At 61.5% G+C, this 17,691-nt stretch carries 17 protein-coding genes; 8 read left to right on the forward strand and 9 right to left on the reverse strand.

Features of this window, described 5'->3' with window-relative positions:
* Nucleotides 1–24 precede the first annotated feature (24 nt).
* Nucleotides 25–1,281: an arginine deiminase gene (arcA, locus tag AC19YY_RS03395; RefSeq protein ID WP_169954687.1), complete on the reverse strand. Its 1,257-nt coding sequence runs from the start codon at nt 1,279–1,281 to the stop codon at nt 25–27.
* Between the two features lie 34 nt (nt 1,282–1,315).
* Nucleotides 1,316–2,743: an arginine-ornithine antiporter gene (gene arcD, locus AC19YY_RS03400; RefSeq protein WP_169954688.1), complete on the reverse strand. Its 1,428-nt coding sequence runs from the start codon at nt 2,741–2,743 to the stop codon at nt 1,316–1,318.
* Between the two features lie 448 nt (nt 2,744–3,191).
* Between arcD (AC19YY_RS03400) and arcD (AC19YY_RS03405) the strand changes: the two genes are divergently transcribed.
* Complete coding sequence (arcD, locus tag AC19YY_RS03405) at nt 3,192–4,619, forward strand: arginine-ornithine antiporter (protein WP_170056863.1); 1,428 nt, start codon at nt 3,192–3,194, stop codon at nt 4,617–4,619.
* Between the two features lie 133 nt (nt 4,620–4,752).
* Here arcD (AC19YY_RS03405) and AC19YY_RS03410 read toward each other — a convergent pair whose 3' ends face one another.
* The 7 genes from AC19YY_RS03410 to AC19YY_RS03440 all read right to left on the reverse strand — a co-directional run bounded on the left by AC19YY_RS03410 (nt 4,753) and on the right by AC19YY_RS03440 (nt 10,322).
* Complete coding sequence (locus tag AC19YY_RS03410; protein ID WP_500603857.1) at nt 4,753–6,099, reverse strand: CoA transferase; 1,347 nt, start codon at nt 6,097–6,099, stop codon at nt 4,753–4,755.
* A 40-nt stretch (nt 6,100–6,139) separates the two neighbouring features.
* Nucleotides 6,140–7,483, reverse strand: coding sequence for a sensor histidine kinase (locus AC19YY_RS03415; protein WP_500603858.1), 1,344 nt, complete (start codon nt 7,481–7,483; stop codon nt 6,140–6,142).
* A 64-nt stretch (nt 7,484–7,547) separates the two neighbouring features.
* Nucleotides 7,548–8,009, reverse strand: a complete 462-nt coding sequence (locus AC19YY_RS03420) for an LTXXQ domain protein (RefSeq protein WP_169954692.1) — start codon at nt 8,007–8,009, stop codon at nt 7,548–7,550.
* 216 nt (nt 8,010–8,225) lie between these two features.
* Nucleotides 8,226–8,903 (reverse strand): response regulator transcription factor, encoded by a 678-nt coding sequence (locus AC19YY_RS03425; RefSeq protein ID WP_500603859.1) that lies wholly within the window; start codon nt 8,901–8,903, stop codon nt 8,226–8,228.
* A 7-nt stretch (nt 8,904–8,910) separates the two neighbouring features.
* Nucleotides 8,911–9,318 carry an SH3 domain-containing protein gene (locus tag AC19YY_RS03430; RefSeq protein ID WP_169954694.1) on the reverse strand — a complete coding sequence of 136 codons (408 nt, stop codon included), beginning with the start codon at nt 9,316–9,318 and terminating at the stop codon, nt 8,911–8,913.
* A 106-nt stretch (nt 9,319–9,424) separates the two neighbouring features.
* Nucleotides 9,425–9,724 carry a YciI family protein gene (locus tag AC19YY_RS03435; RefSeq protein ID WP_169954695.1) on the reverse strand — a complete coding sequence of 100 codons (300 nt, stop codon included), beginning with the start codon at nt 9,722–9,724 and terminating at the stop codon, nt 9,425–9,427.
* A gap of 1 nt (nt 9,725) precedes the next feature.
* A complete protein-coding gene (locus AC19YY_RS03440; protein ID WP_170056866.1) occupies nt 9,726–10,322 on the reverse strand; it encodes a septation protein A in 597 nt (198 codons plus the stop codon).
* 87 nt (nt 10,323–10,409) lie between these two features.
* On the opposite strand from AC19YY_RS03440, the gene AC19YY_RS03445 reads away from it, so the two are divergent.
* The 7 genes from AC19YY_RS03445 to AC19YY_RS03475 all read left to right on the forward strand — a co-directional run bounded on the left by AC19YY_RS03445 (nt 10,410) and on the right by AC19YY_RS03475 (nt 17,651).
* Complete coding sequence (locus AC19YY_RS03445) at nt 10,410–11,273, forward strand: PHP domain-containing protein (RefSeq protein ID WP_169954697.1); 864 nt, start codon at nt 10,410–10,412, stop codon at nt 11,271–11,273.
* Nucleotides 11,274–11,286: 13 nt separating this feature from the next.
* Nucleotides 11,287–11,916, forward strand: a complete 630-nt coding sequence (locus tag AC19YY_RS03450) for an L-threonylcarbamoyladenylate synthase (RefSeq protein ID WP_169954698.1) — start codon at nt 11,287–11,289, stop codon at nt 11,914–11,916.
* A complete protein-coding gene (locus AC19YY_RS03455; protein WP_492633626.1) occupies nt 11,917–12,735 on the forward strand; it encodes a segregation and condensation protein A in 819 nt (272 codons plus the stop codon). It abuts the gene before it with no gap.
* A 12-nt stretch (nt 12,736–12,747) separates the two neighbouring features.
* Complete coding sequence (gene scpB / locus AC19YY_RS03460) at nt 12,748–13,668, forward strand: SMC-Scp complex subunit ScpB (RefSeq protein WP_500603860.1); 921 nt, start codon at nt 12,748–12,750, stop codon at nt 13,666–13,668.
* 178 nt (nt 13,669–13,846) lie between these two features.
* A complete protein-coding gene (locus AC19YY_RS03465) occupies nt 13,847–14,038 on the forward strand; it encodes a DUF1289 domain-containing protein (RefSeq protein WP_057439987.1) in 192 nt (63 codons plus the stop codon).
* Between the two features lie 143 nt (nt 14,039–14,181).
* On the forward strand, nt 14,182–15,420 hold the full coding sequence (rluB, locus tag AC19YY_RS03470) for a 23S rRNA pseudouridine(2605) synthase RluB (protein ID WP_057960500.1): 1,239 nt from the start codon (nt 14,182–14,184) through the stop codon (nt 15,418–15,420).
* Between the two features lie 809 nt (nt 15,421–16,229).
* Complete coding sequence (locus tag AC19YY_RS03475) at nt 16,230–17,651, forward strand: amino acid permease (protein ID WP_170041911.1); 1,422 nt, start codon at nt 16,230–16,232, stop codon at nt 17,649–17,651.
* Nucleotides 17,652–17,691: the final 40 nt, after the last annotated feature.

A 17,691-nucleotide genomic window follows, 5' to 3' on the forward strand; every position in this document is an offset into this window, starting at 1 on the left:
GGATGCCGCCGGGGAGATGGTCGTTTAGTAGTCGATAGGGTCGCGAATGATCGGGCAGGTCATGCAGTGGCCGCCGCCACGGCCCCGGCCCAGTTCGCCGGCGCTGATGGTGATGACTTCCACACCGGCCTTGCGCAGCAGGGTGTTGGTGTAGGTGTTGCGGTCGTAACCGATCACCACGCCAGGTTCCACGGCCACCACGTTGTTGCCGTCGTCCCACTGTTCGCGTTCGGCGGCGAAGCTGTTGCCGCCGGTTTCCACCACACGCAGGGCCTTGAGGCCAAGGGCTGCGGCCACGGTGTCGAGGAAGTTGGTTTTCTCGCGGTGGATATCGATGCCGTGGGGCTTGCTCTCGTCAGGGCGCAGGGTGAAGGCGACGATCTGGTTCACTACTTCGGGGAAGATGGTTACCAGGTCGCGGTCGCAGAAGCTGAACACGGTGTCCAGGTGCATCGCGGCGCGGGACTTGGGCAGGCCGGCAACGATGACTTTTTCCACGGCCTTGTTCTTGAACAGGTTGCGCGCCAGTTGGCCGATGGCCTGGTGGGAGGAGCGCTCGCCCATGCCGATCAACACCACGCCGTTGCCAATTGGCATCACGTCGCCGCCTTCCAGGGTGGCTGCACCGTGCTCCTGGTCAGGGTCGCCGTACCAGATCTGGAAGTCGGCGTTGGTGAACTCTGGGTGGAACTTGTAGATGGCGGTGGTCAGCAGGGTTTCCTGGCGTCGCGCCGGCCAGTACATCGGGTTGAGCGTCACGCCACCGTAGATCCAGCAGGTGGTGTCGCGGGTGAACTGGGTGTTGGGCAGCGGTGGCAGGATAAAGCTTGAGTGGCCGAGGAAGTCGCGGAACATCTCGATGGTCTTGCCACCGAAGCTGCTTGGCAGGTCATCGGCGGATACACCACCGATCAGGAACTCGGCGATCTTGCGCGGCTCCAGGCTTTTGAGCCACGAGCCGACTTCATCGACCAGGCCCAGGCCAACCGTGTTGGCGGTGATCTTGCGCTCCAGGATCCAGTCCAGCGCTTCGGGGATGGCGACAATCTCGGTCAACAGGTTGTGCATTTCCAGCACATCGATATCGCGCTCGCGCATCTTGGTAACGAAGTCGAAATGGTCGCGCTTGGCCTGGGCCACCCAGAGCACGTCATCGAAGAGCAGTTCGTCGCAATTGTTGGGGGTCAGCCGCTGATGGGCCAGACCTGGGGAACACACCATGACTTTGCGCAGTTTGCCGGCTTCGGAATGTACGCCGTACTTAACTTTTTCCGTGGTCATTACAGATCCTCCAGTGAACAAAAAGATTCAGGTGTTACAGGGTCAGGAAGCCGTCGTAGAGCCCATAGGCCGCCACCAGGGCGCCAATGACCACTGCGGCGAAAATCAGCTTCTCGACGTTGGTGAAAATCGGTTTGCCCAGTTCACGCTTGGCCTTGGCGAACAGGATCGCGCCGGGGGCGTAGAGCAGGGCGGAGAGCAGCAGGTATTTGGTGCCACCGGCATACAGCAGCCAGACCGCGTAGATCAGGGCAATGGAGCCGATGAACAGGTCTTTCTTGCGCTCGGCCAGGGCCGCCTCGTAGGTCTCGCCGCGTACCGCCAGCAACAGCGCGTAGGCTGCCGACCACAGGTAGGGCACCAGGATCATCGAGGTGGCGAGGTAGATCAGCGACAGGTAGGTACTGGCGGAAAACAGCGTGATCACCAGGAAGATCTGGACCATGGCGTTGGTCAGCCACAGGGCGTTGACCGGCACATGGTTGGCGTTTTCCTTACGCAGGAACTCCGGCATGGTGTGGTCTTTGGCGGCGGCGAACATGATCTCTGCACACAGCAGCACCCACGACAGCAGCGCGCCCAGCAACGAGATGATCAAGCCGACGCTGATCAACACCGCGCCCCAATGGCCGACCACATGCTCCAGCACGGCCGCCATCGACGGGTTCTGCAGCTTGGCCAGTTCCGGTTGGGTCATGATCCCCAGGGACAGCACGTTCACCAGCATCAGGAACAGCAGCACGGTGATAAAGCCGATGACGGTAGCCTTGCCCACGTCCGAACGTTTTTCGGCACGGGACGAGAAGATGCTCGCGCCTTCGATACCGATAAATACCCAGACGGTGACCAGCATCATGTTGCGCACCTGGTTCATCACACTGCCCAGGTCGGGGTTTTTCACGCCCCAGATATCAGCGGTGAAGATGTCCAGCTTGAACGCGAACAGGGCGATCAACACAAACAGCACCAGCGGCACGACCTTGGCGACCGTGGTCACCAGGTTGATGAATGCGGCTTCCTTGATCCCGCGCAGTACCAAAAAATGCACAGCCCACAACAACACCGACGCGCCAATCACCGCTGCCGGGGTGTTGCCTTCGCCGAAGATGGGGAAGAAGTAACCGAGGGTGCTGAACAACAGCACGAAGTAGCCGACGTTGCCCAGCCAGGCACTGATCCAGTAGCCCCAGGCGGAGGAGAAACCCATGTAGTCGCCAAAACCGGCCTTGGCGTAGGCGTACACGCCGCCGTCCAGGTCAGGTTTACGGTTGGCCAGGGTCTGGAATACAAAGGCCAGGGTCAACATACCTACGGCAGTGATAACCCAACCAATCAATACCGCACCGACATCGGCGCTGGCGGCCATGTTTTGCGGCAACGAGAAGATCCCGCCGCCAATCATTGAGCCCACAACTAGAGCAACAAGGGCGCCTAATCGAAGTTTTCCGGGGGATTCAGACATTGCGTGACTCCAATGCAGGAGAAGAGAGACCACAGAATAAAACTGTGCGCTATTCAAACAGCTGACTCAGATCACTTCATTGGCACATTCCATTGTGAATTAAAGACTTATGAATAAATGTAGCGGGCGTATAATTGCTCGGATAAGCGCGTCCCAGAGCTTTTATCCGTTCGGGTTAATGCTATATGCCTAAGGCGTGGATGTTTGAAGCTAGCCCGTTTTCGCAAATGTGCAAACTTTTTCAAGAGGCTTTGTCAGATACCCCTCATGGATAAAAGACAAGTGGTATTTAAATTCTAAATTTGCCTAAACTCGACTAACTGAAATGTCATTAAGTTATGAGGCGAGCAGTTTTATTCGCTATAGCTAATAAACGTTGCATGTTTTCGATAAATTAGCCGAGTGCACAGTTGTTAGCTCGATGACGGTTTCATCTGCAGGAGTTTCTATGTCGCAACCGGCACAAAAGCTGCGCCTCAGCGCCCTGGTGGCGTTGGTAGTGGGCTCAATGATTGGCGGCGGGATCTTCTCGTTACCGCAGAACATGGCCGCGCGGGCCGAGGTGGGAGCGATCCTGATCGGTTGGGGCATCACCGCCATTGGCATGCTGACCCTGGCCTTTGTGTTCCAGACCCTGGCCAACCGCAAGCCCAACCTGGATTCGGGTGTGTACGCCTACGCCAAGGCCGGTTTTGGCGACTACATGGGGTTCTCGTCGGCCTGGGGCTATTGGATCAGTGCCTGGATGGGCAACGTCGGCTACTTCGTGCTGCTGTTCAGCACCCTGGGCTATTTTTTCCCGGTGTTTGGCCAGGGTAATACGCCGGTGGCGATCGGCTGTGCGTCGCTGCTGCTGTGGGCCGTGCATTTTCTGGTGATGCGCGGGATCAAGGAGGCCGCGTTTATCAACCAGGTCACCACCGTGGCCAAGATCGTGCCGCTGCTGATGTTTATCGTGATCGCCGCCGTGGCGTTCAAGGCGGATATTTTCACCCGGGATATCTGGGGCCTGGGCAACCCGCAATTTGGTGGGGTGATGGACCAGGTGCGCAACATGATGCTGGTCACCGTGTTTGTGTTTATCGGCATCGAAGGCGCCAGCGTGTACTCGGCGCGCGCGGAAAAACGCTCGGACGTGGGCCGCGCCACGGTGATCGGGTTTGTCGGGGTCTTGGCCCTGCTGGTGCTGGTCAACGTGCTGTCTTTGGGGATCATGAGCCAACCGGAGTTGGCCAACCTGCAGAACCCGTCCTTGGCGGGCGTGCTGGAACATATCGTCGGGCCCTGGGGCGCGATGTTGATCAGCATCGGCCTGGCGGTGTCGCTGCTCGGCGCGTTGCTGTCATGGGCCTTGCTGTGCGCCGAGATTCTCTACGCCACTGCCCATGACAAGACCATGCCGGCCTTCCTGAAAAAGGAAAACGCCAACCGGGTGCCGGTCAATGCGTTGTGGCTGACCAATGTGATGATCCAGCTGTTCCTGGTGATCACGTTGTTTTCGGCCAGTACCTACACCACGCTGATCTACCTGGCGTCGTCGATGATCCTCGTGCCGTATTTATGGTCGGCGGCCTATGCCGTGCTGCTGTGCGGGCGCGGGGAAACCTACGAGGGAGCCCATGGCCAGCGGCTCAAGGACCTGCTGGTGGGGGTGATTGCGCTGGGGTATGCGGTGTGGCTGCTGTATGCCGGCGGCTTGAAATACCTACTGCTGTCGGCGCTGTTGTATGCCCCAGGGGTGATCCTGTTCGCCCAGGCCAAGCGCGAGCAGGGCCAGCCGTTGTTTACGTTGCTGGAAAAAGGAATTTTCAGTTGCGTGATCGCCGGGGCGAGCCTGGCGGCGTATGGGTTGTACAGCGGGGTGCTGACCTTGTGAAATTGTTGTGCCTGGTGGGCCTCATCGCGGGCAAGCCCGCTCCTACATTTGACCGAGTTGTTTGATCTGCACACGATCAACTGTGGGAGCGGGCTTGTCGGGTCGCCGCATCGCCGCGATGACCCTTCCAAGGTCACCACTGTGCCCGATGCGCGCCCAATTCCCCAGCCGGCAAATCCCATTGCAGCGGAGTCCCGGTAAGACTGACCGGCGCCAGCAAACGATGGGCCGGCCCCCAGGCCGTCTGCTCTACCAGCAGCCCCTGATCACCCGGTTCTTCTTCACGCAACGCTGGCTGTTTGTCTTGTCCCGCCTCGATCAACAGCTTCGCCGTACGCGCCAGCGACAGCCGTGCCGAACCCCCATGCCCACTGCTCAAGCGCTCGGCCAAGGCCTGTATCGCACTGGCCGCCATCAGGTAGCCGGTGGCATGGTCCAGTGCCTGCACCGGCAGCGGCACCGGTTTATCTGCCTGTTTGTACAGCATGCCGGCGTGGGCGATGCCGCTGCTCATCTGCACCAGGCTGTCGAAGCCCCGGCGATTGCGCCACGGGCCGCTCCAGCCGTAGGCGTTGAGGCTGACGTCGATCAGGCCGGGGGCAATCTGCTGCAAGGCGCTCGCGTTGTAACCCAGTTGCTCCAGCGCATCTGCCCGATAACCGTGGAACAGAATGTCGGCATCCTTGAGTAAGCTTTCGAACAATTGCCGGTCGCTGGGGTGTTTAAGGTCAAGGCGCGCGCAGCGCTTGCCCAGGGTCATTTCCGGCACGACCCCGGGTTCGTTCCAGTCGGGGGCGTCGATGCGCAAGACATTGGCGCCAAGGCCGGCGAGAAAACGGCTGGCCACGGGGCCGGCCAACACGCGGGTCAGGTCCAGTACCTTGACCCCCGCCAGCGGGCGCGCCACGTTGCCGAGCCAGCGGGTTTTGCCGGCCGTGTCGAAGCGTTTTCGCACCAGCAACGGTTCCTGATTGACCGCCAACCCCTGGGGATGGGCTTGCCACTCCTGCCAGGTGCGCATCTGTGCGGCGCAGCCGGCCTCGTCGACAATCGCCTGCTCAAGCTCGGCAGCGCTCCATGGGGCGACCTTGAGCGTCATCGCCGCCCGGTCCGCGACCTGTCCCAACACACGCTCGGCAGCCGCGCGGTGGTGAGGGGCGTTGGTGTGCAGGCGAATCCAGCCGTCGGCGCAGGCGTAGTCGCCGGCAATCGGGTCCCACAACGGCGGCACGCTCCAGCCCTGTGGGCGCAGGGAACTGGAGAACCAGAATGAGGCCAGGCGCCGGTCCACGCTGACCAGGGGCAGGCGCCCGGTCTGTTGTTCCAGCAACCGGGCTAGGGCCTGGGCGGCGGCACCCATGCTGGCGCAAGCCAACTCGGTGACGGCGAAAGCTGAGGGCAAGGCGCCGGCCTCGGCGGTCGCCAGCGGTGTGGGCGGCAGATCGAGTGCACGCTGGATCGAGGTGAGCAGATCAGTCATCAAAGGCCCTCCATAAGAGAAGGGCCATCATAGAAGATCTTCAGGGGTGGGCTGCAATCCCCGGTTGCAAGGGCAAGTCCAGGGTGGCGATAAAACCGCCGACGGGATGATTGGCCAGGGTCAGGCTGCCGCCATGACGCTCGGCGGCCCGGCGGGCGATGGCCAGGCCCAGGCCATGCCCCTGGGCGGTTTGCCCGGGGGCGCGGTAAAACGGCTCGCCCAGCTTTTGCAGGTGCTCGGCATCCACGCCCGGGCCATGGTCGCGCACACTGATCACAATGCGTTCGCCTTCACGCTGGGCGCGCATTTCAATTGGCTGGCTGGGCGGGGTGAAGCGCAGGGCATTGCGCAATAGGTTGTCCAGTGCCCGCTCGATCATATGTGGCCAGCCCTTGAGTGTCAGCGCCGGGTCGGCGTGAAGCTGTACTTCCTGGTCCGGGGCGCCGAGTTGGGCGTCCTTTTGCAGGGTCTTGAGCAGGGTGTTGAGGTCGATGTCTTCGGCGCTGGCGTTGTCGGCATCCACCCGCGCCAGGACCAGGATTTCGCTGATCAACGCTTCCAGGCGATCACATTCCAGGGTCAGGCGTGGCCAGAGTTTTTCCCGCGCCTCGGGGGTGGCCCGTTCGGCCAGGGCCAGGGCGATCCGCAGGCGGGCCAGTGGCGAGCGCAGTTCGTGGGACACATCGCGCAGCAATTGCCGCTGGCTGCCGATCAGGCTTTGCAGGCGTGCGCCCATGCGGTTGAAGTCGGTGGCCAGCACGCCAAATTCATCGCGCCGGTCGGCCAGGCGCGCCAGGCTGTTTTGCTGGTATGTGGCCTGGCCCAGATCATGTACCGCTCCGCGCAGGCGGCTGAGGGGGCGGGTGATCGACAGGGTCACCAGCAGGCTGAACAGGGTCAGCACCACCAATGCAATCGCCAGGGCACTCAAGGGCCAGAGCAGGCTGCTGCGGTGCCAGGCATCCAGCTCCGGCAGGGCAATGCGGTAGATCAGCAGGTAGGTGTCGCCGGTTTTTTCGCTGGTGTACTCGGCTGTCAGGCGGCGCCAGGGCAGCCGGCCTTCGTGGCTCTCATGCTGTCGCGCTTCGAAGGCGGCGGCACGGCGCGGGAAGGTGCCACGCACCACCGGGTCGCCGCTCTCGTTGAGCACTTGTACATCGACGTGGTACTGGCGCTTGCGCTGTTGCAACAAGTCCTGGGCGGCGTCCTCGCCTTGGGTTTCGTAACGCTGGGTCCATTCTTCGGCCAGGTTATTGAGGCCGGGATGGCGGCTGAGAATCCAGGCGTCCTGGTTGAGCATATGCCCAAGCAGGATCGACAGCCCGGCAACCAGGGCGATGGCCAGCCAGAAACTGGCAAGGATGCGCCAGAAGAGTGAACGCACAGGAAACCCTCAAACAGGAAAAGCCCAGCGGCACGGGCCACTGGGCTGGGAGGTTGCTAACGCATTATTGCGCTTTTTGCGGTTGTTGCGCTTTCCAGGCCTGGAATTGCTGCCACTCGGCTTGGCGTTCGGCGCGTTTCTTCGCCATTTCGTCGAACTTCTTCTGCTGGTCAGGCTTGAGCAGGGCGCGGATATCCGCCTGGGTTTTCTGCTTGGCGGCGGCCATTTCGTCGTTCATGGCTTTCTGCTCAGCAGCCGGGAGTTTGTCCAGGTACTTCTTGACCAGTTGCTGGCGACCTTCGCGTTGTTCGCCCATCAGCTTGCCGATCTGCTGGCGCTGTTCGCGGGTCAGGTCGAGCTGGCTGAAAGGGCCGCCTTTGCCGCGCATGCCGTGTTCACCGCCGTGGCCCGGGCCACCCATCATGTGGCCAGCAGGGCCGCCCATCGGGCCTTGGCCTTCTGGCATGGCCATGGCGACGGTAGGCAGGGCTGCGGCGAACATCAGAGCGATAAGGGTCTTGCGCATGGTGTTTCTCCTTGTCTCGGTTCCGGTGATTCCGGATGTGAGTAGATTACGAAGATCAAGGTCAGCGGCGGTCAGGGGAGGGTAAAGCTTGGGTAAAGACAGATTGGGCGGGCACTTACAAAACAGGTAGGAGCCGGCTTGCCGGCGATGGCGTCCGTTGGATCAGCGTATGACTCAAGGGCCTCATCGCCGGCAAGCCGGCTCCTACAGGGGATTTCAGGGGGTGTAGTAGTAGCCACGGCTGCGCAGTGCGACGATCCGCGGGCGGCCGTCGGCATGCGGGCCGATTTTCTTGCGCAGGTTGCTCACGTGCATGTCCAGGCTGCGGTCATACAGGGTCAGCTTGCGGCCCAGGGCGATCTGCGCCAGTTCCTGCTTGTCCAGGGGCTCGCCCGGCTGGCGCAGCAAGGCTTCCAGCAGGCGGCTTTCGGACAGGGTGAGGGTCAGTTCCTGACTGTCGATGATCACCACGCCACGCACCGGGCTGAAGCACAGGTCACCCAGTTCCAGTTGGGTCGACACCGCCGTCGGGTGGCTGCGGCGCAATACGGCCCGCAGGCGGGCGGTCAGTTCGCGGGGGTCGCAGGGTTTGGCCAGGTAGTCATCGGCGCCCAGTTCCAGGCCGATGATCCGGTCCAGGGGCTCGCCCCGGGCCGAAAGCATCAGTACCGGCAATTCAGGGTGGTCGGCGCGCAATTGCTTGAGCAACTCCAGGCCGCTGCCATCGGGCAGCATCACGTCCAGCACCACGGCCGCCGGCGCGGCGTCGGCCAGGGCTTTGCGCGCACTCACGCCGTCATGGCAAGCACGCACCTGGAAACCTTCCTGGCTCAACCAACTGGTCAGCAGCTCACAGAGCTCCTGGTCATCATCTATCAGTAACAGCTCGCTCATGACTCACTCAATTTAGCCATTGTCGACGGCGCCGATGCCCGCCACTGGCGAAGATACCGCACAGCAGGGCAACCAGCGCAACTCCTGCGCCAATCACGAACCATTGCTGCTGGTCGGTGAGCCAACGTGGCAGGGCGCCACCTTGCGCGTCCTTGAGTTGCTGGGCCAGGCGCTGATTGTCCTGGCGCAGCCGGCTCAGTTGCGCACTTTCGCGGGCGGCATCGGCAGTTTGCAATTGTTTGCTCAGTTCTTCGCGCAGGCGTTCGCTTTCTTTCAGGCGTTGCTGCAACTCGGTGATCTGGCTGCCGGCACTCAAGGACAGGGGCGTGGAACTGCCGGTGTTCGAGGTTTCTTCAGCCTGGGCCGTAGCCCCGATCGTTAACACTGCCAACAGACACAACTGACGTAAGCGCATCGGAACTCCTGATTCCACACGAATATTCAGAACGTTGTCGGCAGGTTACCGAGAATAATGAGCGATTAGACGTTTGCCGAACCCAATAGGTTCGGCGTCACCTGAATCAAGGCAGGACTTGCTTGAAGGGTTTGATCACGACATCGGCATAGGCGCCGGCTGCAACATACGGGTCGGCCTTGGCCCAGGCCTGGGCATCGGCCAGGGAGGCGAACTCGGCGATGATCAGGCTGCCGGTGAAGCCGGCATCTCCCGGATCATTGCTGTCGACGGCCGGGTGCGGGCCGGCGAGCACCAAGCGCCCTTCGGCTTGTAGCGCCTTGAGGCGTTCCACGTGGGCCGGGCGCACGGACAGGCGTTTTTCCAGGGAGTTGGCGACGTCGGTGGCAATGATGGCGTAGAGCATGTCAGTCCTCGGTTTTTGGCGTGGTAGGGGCGGTGTCATGCAGGTGGCGCGACAGGTAGATACCCTGGCCGATCAGGAACAGGACGGTCATGCCCAGGCTGCCGAACACCTTGAAGTCGACCCAATAGTTCTGGAAGGTGAAGGCCACGAACAGGTTGGCGGCGCCGCAGAACAGGAAAAACACGATCCAGGCCACGTTCAAGCGTGTCCAGACCGGCTCCGGCAGGGTCAGCGCATGGCCCATGATTCGCTTGATCAGCAGGCGATCACCGATGAAGTGGCTGCCGATAAAGACCAGGGCGAACAGCCAGTTGACCACCGGGGCTTTCCATTTAAGGAAGGTTTCGCTGTGGAAGGCCAGGGTCAGGCCGCCAAATACCAGGCAGGCGATGAGGGTCAGCCATTGGCTTTTTTCGAGTTTGCGCTGGGAGATGAAGATGGCGCCGTAGACCACCACAGAGCTGATGATCAGGACGGCAGTGGCGCTGTAGATCCCCCCGAACGACAGCTCATGACCGGCGATATCGATGACCCTGGGGTCGAGTTTGGTAACGATGAAGAACAGCAACAGCGGGATGAAGTCGATGAATTGTTTCACAGTAAGAGCCAGAAGCTGGATGTGGCGGCATAATAACAAACATCCTTGGTAGCGTAAGCGCCAGCTGACTTGAGGTTACAGACTCCCGTGAATGTTGATTTGCACTGCCACAGCACGGCCTCCGACGGCGCCCTGGCGCCCGCGGTACTGGTTGCGCGTGCGTTTGAAAAAGGCGTGCGAGTCCTGTCGTTGACCGACCACGACACCCTCGAAGGCCTGGACGAGGCGCGTATTGCCGCTACGGCGCTGGGCATGCAACTGGTCAATGGCGTCGAACTGTCCTGCACCTGGGGCGGCGCAACCATTCATGTGTTGGGCTACGGTTTTGATGTCACGGCCCCGCCGCTGGTGGAGGCCATCGCCCGGTTGCACGATGGCCGCTGGCTGCGGTCCGAAGAAATAAGCCGCAAACTGGCGCTCAAGGGAATGCCCAATGCCCTTGAGGGCGCCCGTGCCATCCAGCAGGCGCTGGGTGACAGCGGCAACGCGCCGGCCCGCCCGCATTTTGCCGACTGGATGGTGCGCGAGGGTTACGTCAAGGATCGCGCCGAAGCGTTCCGCAAATGGCTGGGCGCCGGCAAGCTGGGGGACGTCAAGCTGCATTGGCCGACCCTCGAAGACACTGTGGCGACCCTGCGCGCCTCCGGGGCCTGGGTCAGCCTGGCGCACCCCTGGCATTACGATTTTACCCGCAGCAAGCGTCGCAAGCTGATAGGCGACTATATTCAAGCGGGTGGCCACGCCATCGAAGTGGTCAATGGGCATCAACCCGCCGAACAGGTTGGCAGCCTGGCGATTCTTGCCCGTGAATTTGGTCTGCTGGTCAGTGCCGGCAGTGATTTCCATGGCCCAGGCGGCTGGTCGGAGATCGGCGAATACCGCCCGGTCCCGGAAGACTTGCCGCTCCTGTGGGGGCGATTCAAGCATGACCCCATTACCGCCACTGTCTGAACAGGTAGAGAACGTGAGTCAATTTTTCCAGATTCATCCGGAAAATCCGCAAGCGCGGCTGATCAAACAGGCCGTGGAGATCATTCGCGCCGGTGGCGTGGTGATCTACCCCACGGACTCCTCCTACGCCATTGGTTGCCAAATCGGCGACAAGAATGCGGTGGAGCGCGTAAGACGCCTGCGCGACCTGGATAAAAACCACAACTTCGCGCTGATCTGCAGCGACCTGTCGCAGCTGGGTCTGTTCGCCAAGGTCGATACCGGCACCTTCCGCCTGCTCAAGGCCCATACGCCAGGGCCCTATACCTTTATTCTCAATGCCACCCGCGAGGTGCCGCGCCTGCTGCTGCACCCGAAGAAACGCACCATCGGCCTGCGGGTGCCGGAGCACCCCATCGCCCTGGCGCTGCTGGCCGAGCTGGGTGAGCCGCTGATGAGCGTGTCGCTGATCATGCCCGGCGAGACTGAACCGTTGGAAGACCCCTACGAAATGCGACAACTCCTGGAAAAACAGGTGGACCTGATCATCGACGGCGGCTTCGGCGGTGGCAAGGCGTCCACCGTGATCAACCTGGCCGACGGCGAGCCAGAGGTGATCCGGGTAGGCTGTGGCGATCCTGCACCGTTCATGGTCGAGGCCTGAATGTCGGCCGTGGAAACCGTCGACAGCCAGGCCGGTGCCCAGCAGGAACTGCCATTTGCCATGGTCTACGGCCAGGCCGTCATGGAAATGCCCCTGGACCTGTACATCCCGCCGGATGCCCTGGAAGTCTTCCTTGAGGCCTTCGAAGGCCCGTTGGACTTGCTGCTGTACCTGATCCGCAAACAGAACATCAATATCCTCGACATCCCGGTGGCGGAAATCACCCGCCAGTACATGGGTTATGTCGAGTTGATGCAATCGGTGCGCCTGGAGTTGGCCGCCGAGTACCTGGTGATGGCTGCGATGCTGGCGGAGATCAAGTCGCGCATGCTGCTGCCGCGTTCCGAGACGATCGAAGCGGAAGAGGACGACCCCCGCGCCGAACTGATCCGCCGCCTGCAGGAGTACGAGCGCTTCAAGGCTGCCGCCGAAGGCATCGACGGCTTGAGCCGCGTGGGCCGTGACGTGGTGGTGCCCAAGCTCGATGCGCCGGAGGCCCGGGCGCGTAAATTGTTGCCAGATGTGAGCCTGGAGGAACTGCTGATGTCCATGGCCGAGGTGCTGCGCCGTGGCGATATGTTTGAAAGCCACCAGGTCAGCCGCGAAGCCTTGTCCACCCGCGAGCGCATGAGCGATGTGCTGGAGCGCCTGAAGGGCGGCGGGTTTGTGCCGTTTGTCGAGCTGTTTACCGCCGAAGAGGGGCGCCTGGGCGTGGTCGTGACCTTTATGGCGGTCCTCGAACTGGTCAAGGAGTCCTTGGTCGAGCTGGTGCAGAATGAGCCTTTTGCGGCTATCCACGTGCGGGCGCGAGCCGAATAACGAGCTGAATTGATGAATCTGACTGAACCTCGCGAACTGGCACCGCTGTTGGAAGCCTTCCTCCTGGCCTCGGGCAAGCCCCAATCGCTGGAGCGCCTGTTTGAACTGTTTGAAGAAGCCGAGCGCCCGGAACCGCCGGTGTTCAAGAAGGCCCTGGAAATCCTGCGTAAATCCTGTGACGGCCGCGCTTTTGAGCTGCGGGAAGTGGCCTCGGGCTATCGCTTGCAGATCCGTGAGAAATTTTCGCCGTGGGTGGGGCGCCTGTGGGAAGAGCGCCCGCAACGTTATTCCCGGGCGATGCTGGAGACCATGGCGCTGATTGCCTATCGCCAGCCCATCACCCGTGGCGAGATCGAGGATGTGCGCGGTGTGGCGGTCAACAGCCACATCGTCAAGACGCTGCTGGAGCGCGAGTGGATCCGCATCGTCGGCTACCGCGACGTACCCGGCAAACCGGCGATGTTTGCTACCACCAAGGTGTTTCTCGACCACTTCAACCTGAAAAACCTCGACGACCTGCCGCCACTGGCCGAGCTGCGCGAGATCGAGGCCGAACCGGTGCTCGACTTCGACGATGCCCCGGTGCCGCCCGGCTTGCAGGAACTGGCCGATGCCAGCGCCGAACCGGAGGAGCCGAAGCACGAGACCAGTTTCCATACCTTGCTGCTGGAGCTGGACGATATGGAGCAGGGGATCAAGACCGACTTTGATGACTTGCTGCGTGATGGGGCGGGCGCAACGCCGATGAACGTTGAAACGGCGCCTGCGGTCGAACCTGAGCCTGAGGAAGACATCCTGGGTGTGGCGGCCGCCCGCGAAAAACTGCTGGCTGCCGTTGCCGCCCTGGAACAACCCGAGTTGAGCGAAGAAGAAGCCGAAGCCCGGGCACTGGCCGAAGCCATCGAAAACGAACGCCGCGAATTCGAAGACTGACCCGGTCTGCCCCCCCACATTGATGTGTTGTGTAGCCAAACTCGTGCTGCAAACGAGATCCCCTGTAGGAGCTGGCTTGCCTGCGATGGCGCTGGGTCAGCACCGGATAGGCTGGCTGACACACCGCCATCGCAGGCAAGCCAGCTCCTACAGAAAAGCCCTGTGCCGTGAGGTAGTGATGAGCTCCACCAAAGACCCCTGCATCAGCCTCTGCAAATTCAGCGACGACATCTGCGTCGGCTGCGGGCGCAGCAAGCGTGAGATCCGGGCCTGGAAGAAGCTCGACAAGGTCGACAAGCGCGCGGTGCTGGCCGAAGCCGAGCTACGGCTGATCGCCCTGGGCGCCACCGGTCGGCGGAAAAGCAAATGAGCCGGCCCATATCGACTAGTCTCTGATGCGCAATGCGCGCCATGAGCGTATGATTCGCGACCCTTTGGCGATGCGTTCGCCCAAGACCCCAGTTTCAATACCTTCAGGCCACGCCTGAATCGACACACCGGGAGGTGCTTAAGATGAAAGACCAAGACCAGAACGACAGCCAGGAAATCGGCCCAGCCGGCGAGAAACTGCAAAAAGTCCTCGCCCGTATCGGCGTTGGCTCGCGCCGCGACGTAGAAGCCTGGATCACCCAGAAGCGCATCAAGGTCAATGGCGTTGAAGCCACCCTGGGCCAGCGTGTCGACCTGCATGACGCAATCACCATTGATGGCAAGGTCATCAAGCGTGAAGAGGCCGCCGAATCGGTGCGCCGCGTGATCATGTACAACAAGCCCGACGGCGAGATCTGCACCCGTGACGACCCGGAAGGCCGTCCAACCGTGTTCGACAAGATGCCCAAGCCCAAAGAAGGCCGTTGGATCAACATCGGTCGCCTGGACATCAACACCACTGGCCTGCTGATGTTCACCACCGACGGTGAGTTGGCCAACCGCCTGATGCACCCGTCCTACGAGATGGACCGCGAATACGCGGTGCGTGTACGGGGTGAAGTCGATGACGAGATGATCGAACGCCTCAAGGCTGGCGTGGTGCTGGAAGACGGCCCGGCCAAGTTCACCGACATCAAGCAGGCGCCAGGTGGCGAAGGTTTCAACCACTGGTACCACTGCGTGGTGATGGAAGGGCGTAACCGTGAAGTACGGCGCCTGTGGGAATCCCAGGGCCTGGTGGTCAGCCGCCTGAAGCGCGTGCGTTTCGGCCCGGTGTTCCTCAATTCGGACCTGCCGATGGGGCGTTGGCGCGAAATGAGCCAGTACGAAGTCGACATCCTCAGTGCTGAAGTCGGCCTGACCCCTGTGGCCATGCCGCAGATGAACGCCAAGAGCAAAGACAAGCTGGAGCGCATGCAGCGTAAATCGTCGCGCCCTGTGGCACGTACCGAGCGCGTTGCCCGTACTTTGCGCCCGGCGCTGGATGCACCGGCCACTGGCGGTCGTATTTCCCGTCAGCCGCAGATCGAGGGCGATCGTCGTCCGTCGGCTCCGGCCCGTCAGGATGGCGAGCGTGCACCGCGTACTCCGCGTCCGGCCGGTCGTGGCGAGGCGCCAACGGGCGGTCGCAGCAACCGTGGCGATACCGGCCGTGGTGCTCCGCAGACCGATCGTCCAGCCGAAGGTGCCAAGCGCCCAGCCAAGCCCGCGCCGAAAAAGCGCCCAGGGCTCAAACTGGTAGCTGATGAGCCGTCGGGCAAGCGCCGCGGTGCGCCGGCAGGCTCCGGCCAGCGCCCGGGTTTTGGGCGTAAGAAGCCTTAAGTGCAGCAGCAAGTTTTAAGCTTCAAGCTGTAAGAAAAAGCGCCAACCTGCGGGTTGGCGTTTTTTTTTGCACGCGGTGTGGCGAGCGGGCTTGCCCTAATGCCAGTCAGTTAAGCGCAGCCCCCCTGTAGGAGCGGGCTTGCCCGCGAAAGCAGTGGGTCAGTCAACATCAATGTTTGCTGGGTCGACGTCTTCGCGGCGATGCGGCGATCCGACAAGCCCGCTCCCACACGTGATCTGTGGTGGTGCCAACATTCTCTGCCCCAGTGAGATCCCCTGTAGGAGCGGGCTTGCCCGCGAAAGCAGTGGGTCAGTCAACATCAGTGTTTGCTGGGCCGACGTCTTCGCGGCGATGCGGCGATCCGACAAGCCCGCTCGCCACGTGGGAGTCGGTGGAGCGTCAGAAATAGCTTCCAGTCTGTAACGATTGTTTTACGGGCGGGATGGGCCTAGGCGGGGCGCGCCCTCGATGGGCTTTTTCTGTAAAGAAAATCTTACGGATGGCCAACAATCTCCCCCACAACCCTCCCTAACGGATCGAGCGGTGTACAATGCGCCGCGTTTTACTGTGACCCCCCTTGCGTATCCACGCAAAAGGCCTTCAAGGCTAGCTGCCTTGTTAACTCCGCCTGGCCATAAGCCGGACGGGTTCGATTTCGTCACAGATAAAAACAAACAGGTGACGCATGACCGTTAGAAAGACGCTGAACTCCTGGTGCCTGCGCTGGGGTTTGATCGGCGCTGCTTGAGTCGGTTTCAAAGCAGCATCGTGTATTGAACATCATCAAACCTTGCGTGAGACCCTTTTCATGAGTGGACCCAACTCGCATTCAGGCGAACTGAAGCGCGGCCTGAAAAATCGTCATATTCAATTGATCGCCCTCGGTGGCGCGATCGGTACCGGCCTGTTCCTGGGCTCGGCGGGGGTGCTGAAGTCAGCCGGTCCGTCGATGATCCTTGGTTATGCCATCTGCGGTTTCATTGCCTTTATGATCATGCGCCAGCTGGGCGAAATGATCGTCGAAGAGCCAGTGGCCGGCTCCTTCAGCCATTTTGCCCACAAGTATTGGGGCGGTTTCGCAGGCTTTCTGTCGGGCTGGAACTGCTGGATCCTCTACATTCTGGTGGGCATGTCCGAGTTGACCGCCGTCGGCAAGTACGTGCACTACTGGTGGCCGGAGATTCCGACCTGGGTCTCGGCGGCGGCGTTTTTCGTGCTGATCAATGTGATCAACCTGGCCAACGTCAAGGTGTTTGGCGAGGCCGAGTTCTGGTTTGCGATTATCAAGGTAGTGGCGATTGTCGGCATGATCGCCCTGGGCAGCTACCTGCTGGTCAGCGGTACCGGCGGGCCCCAGGCGTCGGTGAGCAACCTGTGGGAGCACGGCGGGTTCTTCCCCCATGGCGTTGGCGGCCTGGTGATGGCCATGGCGATCATCATGTTCTCGTTTGGCGGCCTGGAAATGCTCGGCTTTACCGCCGCGGAAGCGGACCAGCCACGCACCGTGATCCCCAAGGCGATCAATCAGGTGATCTACCGCATCCTGATCTTCTACATCGGCGCCCTGGTGGTGCTGTTGTCGCTGACGCCGTGGGACAGCCTGCTGGTGACCTTGAACGCTTCCGGCGATGCCTACAGCGGCAGCCCGTTCGTGCAGGTGTTCTCGATGCTGGGCAGCAACACTGCCGCGCATATCCTCAACTTTGTGGTACTGACGGCGGCGCTGTCGGTGTACAACAGCGGCACTTACTGCAACAGCCGCATGCTGCTGGGCATGGCCGAGCAGGGCGACGCCCCGGCGGCGCTGGCGAAGATCGACAAGCGCGGCGTGCCGGTGCGTTCGATCCTGGCCTCGGCGGCTGTCACCCTGGTGGCGGTGTTGATGAACTACTGGATCCCGCAGCACGCCCTGGAACTGCTGATGTCCCTGGTGGTGGCCACGTTGGTGATCAACTGGGCGATGATCAGCTTCTCGCACTTCAAGTTCCGCCAGCACATGGACCGCACCGCTCAGGTGCCTTTGTTCAAGGCGCTGTGGTACCCCTACGGTAACTATGTGTGCCTGGCGTTCGTGGTGTTTATCCTGGGAGTCATGCTGCTGATTCCGGGGATCCAGGTCTCGGTGTACGCGATTCCGGTCTGGGTGGCCTTTATGTGGGTGTGCTACGTGCTCAAGAACAAGCGCAAGGCGCTGGCCGACTTGAGTGCTGTATCCTCGCTGAACAACTAGCCCACCCTGTAGGAGCCGGCAAGCCGGCTCCTACAGGTGT

This window comes from Pseudomonas sp. MF09156 (assembly GCF_059862305.1).

Bases quoted from the DNA above. Each gene is read 5' to 3' on its own strand.
- AC19YY_RS03425 (WP_500603859.1), bottom strand. From the start codon at position 8,903: ATGAGCGAGCTGTTACTGATAGATGATGACCAGGAGCTCTGTGAGCTG.
- arcD (WP_170056863.1), top strand. From the start codon at position 3,192: ATGTCGCAACCGGCACAAAAGCTGCGCCTCAGCGCCCTGGTGGCGTTG.
- AC19YY_RS03410 (WP_500603857.1), bottom strand. From the start codon at position 6,099: ATGACTGATCTGCTCACCTCGATCCAGCGTGCACTCGATCTGCCGCCC.
- AC19YY_RS03465 (WP_057439987.1), top strand. From the start codon at position 13,847: ATGAGCTCCACCAAAGACCCCTGCATCAGCCTCTGCAAATTCAGCGAC.
- rluB (WP_057960500.1), top strand. From the start codon at position 14,182: ATGAAAGACCAAGACCAGAACGACAGCCAGGAAATCGGCCCAGCCGGC.
- AC19YY_RS03430 (WP_169954694.1), bottom strand. From the start codon at position 9,318: ATGCGCTTACGTCAGTTGTGTCTGTTGGCAGTGTTAACGATCGGGGCT.
- scpB (WP_500603860.1), top strand. From the start codon at position 12,748: ATGAATCTGACTGAACCTCGCGAACTGGCACCGCTGTTGGAAGCCTTC.
- AC19YY_RS03420 (WP_169954692.1), bottom strand. From the start codon at position 8,009: ATGCGCAAGACCCTTATCGCTCTGATGTTCGCCGCAGCCCTGCCTACC.
- AC19YY_RS03455 (WP_492633626.1), top strand. From the start codon at position 11,917: ATGTCGGCCGTGGAAACCGTCGACAGCCAGGCCGGTGCCCAGCAGGAA.
- AC19YY_RS03435 (WP_169954695.1), bottom strand. From the start codon at position 9,724: ATGCTCTACGCCATCATTGCCACCGACGTCGCCAACTCCCTGGAAAAA.
- arcA (WP_169954687.1), bottom strand. From the start codon at position 1,281: ATGACCACGGAAAAAGTTAAGTACGGCGTACATTCCGAAGCCGGCAAA.
- AC19YY_RS03475 (WP_170041911.1), top strand. From the start codon at position 16,230: ATGAGTGGACCCAACTCGCATTCAGGCGAACTGAAGCGCGGCCTGAAA.
- arcD (WP_169954688.1), bottom strand. From the start codon at position 2,743: ATGTCTGAATCCCCCGGAAAACTTCGATTAGGCGCCCTTGTTGCTCTA.